This window comes from Bilophila sp. 4_1_30 (genome assembly GCF_000224655.1).
Lineage (GTDB): Bacteria > Desulfobacterota > Desulfovibrionia > Desulfovibrionales > Desulfovibrionaceae > Bilophila > Bilophila wadsworthia.
Genome location: NZ_JH114233.1, coordinates 1 through 6,302, shown reverse-complemented (window position 1 = coordinate 6,302; position 6,302 = coordinate 1). Strand labels below are relative to the sequence as shown.

Sequence of the window (6,302 nt, the reverse complement as noted above, 5' to 3'; positions counted from 1 at the left end):
GTACGTACTCTCTCTCTCTCTCTCTCTCTCTCTCTCTCTCTCTCTCTCTCTCTCTCTCTCTCGGCGCGTTATCCCTTGACGTCAGGCTGGAACTCTGGGATGGAGGGAGGCATATTTCCCCATTTGCGCCCGGTTGTGTCCCGCCGAAAATGTTTGGTTGAGGTTGCCGGGCAAGGTGTTTTTTTTATGGAAGATTTTTCCAAGTCCCTGTTGCTCCGCGATTACGATGCCGTCTTCGTTTTCAATCGTGAGAATGGGCAGTACCATACGCTCGTGCTGAGTAAGAAATTGTTCAATGTGGTCCCCTCCAAAGGGACGTACGAAGAGGGCATGGAGATTCTTGCAAAGTACGTATTGCCAGAGGAGCGCGAGTTCTTCCGGCGCCATACGGAGCGTGATCGCATTTTGAAGCTGGTCGATTCGGTGGAGAAAGCCGTTGTCCAGTACCGCATCCGGCGCGACGACGGGATTTGTCTGTGCCGGAACCTCAAATTTCTGCCGGGTGACGAAAAATATATTCTTGCGGCGTTGCGGGATGAAACCGATGAGGTGATGGAACAAATCCGCGACGCCAACATCCTTGCGCTCAAGAACAGCTGCATCAATTTCATTGTGTCCAACCTGTGCGAGAATTTCATGACTGTGGATGTTCGGACAGGCATGAGCACAACCGTCATCGGCGCGGGCAACGGGGAGATGCTGCCGCAGCAGACCTTTAAGGAACAGATTCTCTGGTTTGCGGAAAATGTGGTCGTCCCGGAGGAGCGGGAAAACTACATACAGTATTTTGCCCTTGATAACCTGGTGGCGCGTATCAAGGAGAACGGTGGCGGGACCGTCTCCATGTTCTGCAATGTCATCTATGAGGACGGCCGGCACGAGCTGCTCATCAGGAGCACCCTGGTCAAGGATACTCTTGATCTACGGGGCGAATACGTGCTGCTCTTCGCACAGGACATGACCTCCATCCGCAAGATCGAGGAAGCGAACCGCCAGCTCATGCTCACCAGCCGCCACGACAAGCTTACCGGGTTGCTCAACCGGGCTGCGGCGGAAAAGCTCATTTCCGAGCATTTGGACTTGGTGGGGGCTTCCTCCAGCTATTGTTTTCTGTTGCTCGACATCGATTATTTCAAAAGCGTAAACGATCGCTTCGGGCACCTCGCGGGGGACTCGGTCCTGCAATACATGGGCAGTTCCATGCGGAAATCCTTCCGGTCCGGCGATGTGCTCTGCCGTTGGGGTGGGGACGAGTTTGTGATTTTTCTTCGAGGCGTCAGATCACGCGAAATCGTGCGTGAAAGGTTGGATGCCCTGCGCGCCCGGTTGCTTGATTGCCGTGCGGGAGAAGAGCCTTTGTCCGTGACCCTGAGCATTGGCGGCGCCTTCGGAAACGGCCCATCCTCGCTTGCGGATCTCTACAGCAAGGCGGACAAGGCCCTCTATCAGGTCAAGCAGCAAGGCCGGAACGGAACCGTGCTGGAATAATTGAGTAGAAGCCATTCGAAAGTGCGCTGAAAATTTCATTTTTCGGCGAACGAATCCTCATCAATCATCCAATGGACGATTTATGAATGGCCTCTGGAAAGCTTCCTTATGCAAAGAAGGAAAGGCCGGAGAAGCAGTTCTCCGGCCTTTTTGTTTGCTGTTCTGTTTTGGAAATGGCGGCGTTGTCTGAGCGGGATGTGGAAACTCTTCATCAATGTTTCTCTGCCGTTTCAAAGCGTACCCGCGCTATTTTGTTCAGCGGCTGAGCTGTGGCAGGGAAGGTTGTAGTCGGTATGGCTCTGTATGGGGCACTTATTTTTCTATATGCAGTATACTGCGTATCAAAGCAGAAGGCAACGCATGAAGCCGTTCGCGTACGGCTTCGCCGCCTTCGATGCGGAAACGTGTCCGTAACCGGGTGATGCCAAGATTTTCCAGTTGTTGCTGGACAGTAGGAAAATCGTTTGGCGTAAATTCCATGATTCCGGCGGCTGCCTGATCCGCGAAGCGCGCAAATCCAAGCGGGCTGTCATAGACCTTCTCCGCCGTGAAGCCGTCAAACAGGATCGCCAATGTCAGGTTGCCGCATTGTTCCGGCGACCAGTCGAATAGGGCGGTTCCTTGGTAATTGTAGGCATCCGCCCGGAGAGGTTCGCCGCCGCAATCCATGCGCAAGGACAGGCCGCGGGGATAGGCCCGTGCTTTTGGGTTGACCGTGACTGGTGAAAACCCCACCCGCACAGGATAGGATGCCGGATAGACCGCGATGTGTTGCGGCGTTTCGGAAAGCAGACTGAGGAAAGCCGGGGAAAGGGGAAAGCGCATCCCGAGGGCTGAGGCCGGCGCATATCCCGAGGCTGCGGGGCGCAGGAAAGGTTGCGCCGCGTCCGCCACGAATGTCCACAGGAGACCGCCCTCGCCGATGAGGGCCTGTTGGAGCGCTTCGTCCTGTAACCCTTCCACAGGGCCGACCACTTCGGTTGACCAGCGCTGCTGAAGATTGCGGGCGGCTTCGGCTGTGGCGGTTCCGGCGGCGAACAGCAACGGTGCGCGTATGAGCGAGAGGGGCAGCGGATCGTTTCGCAGGTCCGGGTTTCGTGCTTCGAGGGCGGCGGCCAGCCCTTGCCATGTGTCGTCGGCGGCCCGGAGGGCGCCGTTCAGTTCCCCGCCGTATAAGGAGCGCGCCAGCCGTACGAGGCCGTCGGAGGTTCCCGTTTCGGCGGACAGTGCGGCAAGGGCGCTGCGGTAGTCCGTCCACGCGGTGCGGGCCCGGAACAGTGTTTCCAGATTGCCGAGTGTTTGGCGGGCGCCTTCGGAAGGCTCCCCGAGGAGTTCCGCCGTTTCGGACAGCGGGGTTCCGCTTCCGGGCAGCCGCGTAAGCAGCCGGACAAAGCGCATATCCCGCAATGAGGTTACCCATACGGGCAACGGGCCCTCGGCGGAACGCAGTTCGCGTTCGGCTGCGGCAAGGAAGGTGGAGCAGGGATCGTTCGGACCAAGCAGATCGCGCGGCGTCAGTGGGACATGGCGCGTCGGCAGCAGCGTCCGGGGCTCTATGCCCGGTGCTTGTACGGCGTCCAGCAGGCATTGCCCCGCCGCATACCATGCCGCGAATGTCGAGGCGCGGTAACGCAGACGCAGCGCCTCCACGCGCTCCGTGATCGAGTCCGAGGCCGCGGTGCGCTGCGGCGTATCCTGCTCTGGCAAGATGCTTGATTGGGAGGCGAATGCGGACACGTTGTCGAGGAACCGGGCCGCCGCCTTCCGGCCCGCGGCTGTCGCGGCGCCATCGACACTGGCAAGGACGGTTCCGTCCGGGGCACGGAACCGGAGCGTCTCCACGCCGGGCCGGGCCGCCGCCCAGATCATGAGATCGTTGATCCAGCGGTCGGTATCACCGGATTCCGGCAGGGATGCGGTGAGGCGTTCGCTGAGTGCGGCGCGGAGCCGTTCGAGCCGTTCTTTGGGGGCGCCGTAGATCCGGACGGTCCCGGAACAGCCGCGTTCCAGTTTGTGGAACTCGGCGATCAGGCCGTCGAGTTCCGCTATGGAAGCGGCTCGGGGAAGGTGTTCCTCAAACCGGATCATGTCCGGCAGAAGGGTTTGGGAACGTTCCCCGCCACGGTACAGCGCAACCCCGGCGGTGACGGCAAAGAGGATTGCGGCGGTCCAGCAGACGGCCCGCTGCCGTACCCGCCGTCCGGTGGCTGGAAGGGCTCGGGAGGCTGGCAATGTTTCGAGGAAGAGATCCCGTACGAACAGGGGATGTGCCGCAATCCCGGATGAGGACGTGAACCGGGAGCCGGCTGGAACGGTCGCGGAGGGCTGGCTGGCCAGAGAAGCGGCAAGAGGTACGCCGCCGGGAACCGAAAAGGGTACGGATGCCGAGGAACGGAGAGCGGGAGGGGAGACATCCTTTATAACCGGAGAAAGGCGCGTAGCCTGTTGAAAGGCAGAGGACGCGGGAGGCAATGCGGCCCAGAAAATGCCGCCGAGCCCGTCCCCGAGGGCCGCCGCGAACGAGGCTAACGGAGAGGCAAGGTGGCGGAGGGCTCCTTCGAGAAGGAATGCGGGACCGCCCGGTGCGGGGATTCCGGATTCGGAACATCGGACAAGGCTGTCCAACGCGGCGGTGAGGCCGTTCATGCCTTCCCGTACGCCGTCAGCGGCCCATCGGGGCATGGGCGTCCACGGTCTGCGGACGGGCATGAACCATCCGAGTGGCGCGTGCAGCGCATTGCGCCCGATGCTGATTTCCGCCGTAAAATGCCGTGCGAGGCGCGACAGGCCGGGCGCTTGTTCAAGCCCGGTGACGAGAAGGCACACGGGCGCGTTGCCAAGCCGATTCTGGACGGTCAGCAACCGCTGGCGCATGAAGGCGGCGGTATCGTCCCCGTGCCCGGAGAGGCTCTCCGCGCCGATGCACAGGACGACTCCCGCAGGCGGGGACAGCCAACGGCGCACGGCCTTGTCGTCGAGAAGTTGATCCCACATTGGAAGGGGAGGAGCCTTGTCGGGCGTGTTGCCTTCACCACCGTCACCGCCATGTTCGCCGGACAGGGGCGGTGCGGCAAAATCAACGGCGATCCAATGGGCGTGCGCCGTGCTCCATAATCCGACAGATCCCGTGTTTCCCGCCGCGCCATCGGAAAGAAGCGGGCGGCCCGCGCTTTCCAAAATGTCGGACAGGTGCGGAAACAATCCCCCGCCGTCGAGCAGGAGCCAGCGGGGAAGGCGATCCGAAGGCAGCTCCACGGGCAGGGGAGCGGGAGCGGCGGGTTCATGCGTACCGCCGCGCATTGTGCGGAACAGGAAAAGGATCAGCGCCACGCCCGCCCCGGTCCCGGCAATGGCCGCCAGCCACCAGACGGACGGGAGGGGCCAGCCCCACAGGAACGCCAAGCCGTACGCGCCCGCCGTCAGCAACAGACAAAGCAAGGCCACAAGCAGCCAGCCGAGGACTTTCCACGGACTCATGAAGACCTCCCCGGCGTTGTGCTACGGTTGTTCGTACCGGGGTGTCCGGGGTCATGCGACGCGGGGGCCGGCGTCCGCTCTGCCAGACGATCCCGCAATTCTCCGTATACGTCGGGAATCGGTTGCTTCTCTGTTCCGATAGTCTTCCGTCCTTCTTGTATGATGCTGCTGGGTCGCGGCGAAAGGGATACGGCGGATCGCGCGTCGGTCGTTCGCGGACCATCGCTTGCGGGATGTACCGCACTCACGGCGGGAACTTGTGGGCTCTCGGTATACTCCCGGTTCAGCCGATGTTGCCATATGCCCCAAAAGATCAGCAGCAATACGGCGAAAAGCCCCGTCAGCAGAGGCCCGGCATACCGGATCAGGCGGTTTTCCCTTGGGAGATGTGGAGCGGGTGGGAAAGGATGCGGAACCGCCGTACAGCCGAACCGCTCGGCAAGGGCCCGATGCTCGTGGCCGAGCCCATTGGGATCGTTATAAAAATGTCCTCGAAATCCGAATCCGAGACAACGCAGGGCGACCCCGGCCAGCTCGGCATCCTCGGCCCTGTGCGGAGACAGGCGGCGGATTTCGTCGAAAAACCAGTCCCCGCCGCGCCGTCCCGTCTTCCAGCGGCGTTGCAGTGGATTGCCCAGCCAGGCGGTGCGGCCTTCCCATGCGATGCCAAGGGCGGTTTCGTCCATCCACGCTTCGACCATGCGCCGGGCCGTTTCCACTGTCGCCGCTTCACGCCCGCGCAGCGCAAGACGTTCGGCCCCTTCGAGCAGCCGTTCCGCCTCCCGGCGCACGTCCGTCCTTCCGGTTGGCGGGCTATCCGGAAAACGGAGCATCAGGCGGAAACACGGGCCGAAGCAGTCGCGCAGCATGGTTTAATTCCTCAAGTAAAGCAGGCGAAGATGACCGGGGAGAGCGGGGCCGCGCAAGGGGAAGAAGGCAACGCCGAGCGCTCCGGAACGCAGCGCCGCCTGCCAGCGCTCCGAACGGGCGTCGGGTTCCAGATAGTGGATGCCATCCCGTTGCGGCAGGCCCGGCGGAGCGGGGATTTCGCACAGCGGGACTCCGGCGATGGCTTGGGCCAGCGTGGCGGGGAGGGTGTCCGGAGCATCGGCCACAAGGCGCCCCTCATTGAGCAAGGAGGAAACGGTTTCTTCGGTTTGCAGTACGAGTAGGGCCTGTGTCCGGCCCAAACCTTCGGGGAGTTCGGCGCGCAGGAATTCGCCGTCCGCACGGAAGCGGACCACCGCCGCCGTTTCCGGGAACAGGCCGAGCAGGATCTCCCGCAACAGACTGTCGAGGCTGCGGAAACTTTCAGCCGGGTCGTCATGGCGGTAGGG

General features: G+C 62.0%; 4 protein-coding genes. 1 reads left to right on the top strand and 3 read right to left on the bottom strand.

What is annotated here, in order from left to right; genetic code table 11:
* Positions 1–186 precede the first annotated feature (186 nt).
* Positions 187–1,488: a GGDEF domain-containing protein gene (locus HMPREF0178_RS12165; RefSeq protein ID WP_009368337.1), complete on the top strand. Its 1,302-nt coding sequence runs from the start codon at positions 187–189 to the stop codon at positions 1,486–1,488.
* Between the two features lie 312 nt (positions 1,489–1,800).
* Here the strand turns inward: HMPREF0178_RS12165 and HMPREF0178_RS12160 are convergent, their stop codons facing one another.
* From HMPREF0178_RS12160 to tssK, 3 genes are all read right to left on the bottom strand, one after another.
* Positions 1,801–4,965 carry a type VI secretion protein IcmF/TssM N-terminal domain-containing protein gene (locus tag HMPREF0178_RS12160; protein WP_009368336.1) on the bottom strand — a complete coding sequence of 1,055 codons (3,165 nt, stop codon included), beginning with the start codon at positions 4,963–4,965 and terminating at the stop codon, positions 1,801–1,803.
* Positions 4,962–5,834: a DotU family type IV/VI secretion system protein gene (locus tag HMPREF0178_RS12155; RefSeq protein WP_009368335.1), complete on the bottom strand. Its 873-nt coding sequence runs from the start codon at positions 5,832–5,834 to the stop codon at positions 4,962–4,964. The genes HMPREF0178_RS12160 and HMPREF0178_RS12155 overlap by 4 nt, the downstream gene beginning before the upstream one ends.
* A gap of 3 nt (positions 5,835–5,837) precedes the next feature.
* On the bottom strand, positions 5,838–6,302 hold a 465-nt coding region (gene tssK, locus HMPREF0178_RS12150), incomplete at its 5' end, for a type VI secretion system baseplate subunit TssK (RefSeq protein ID WP_009368334.1).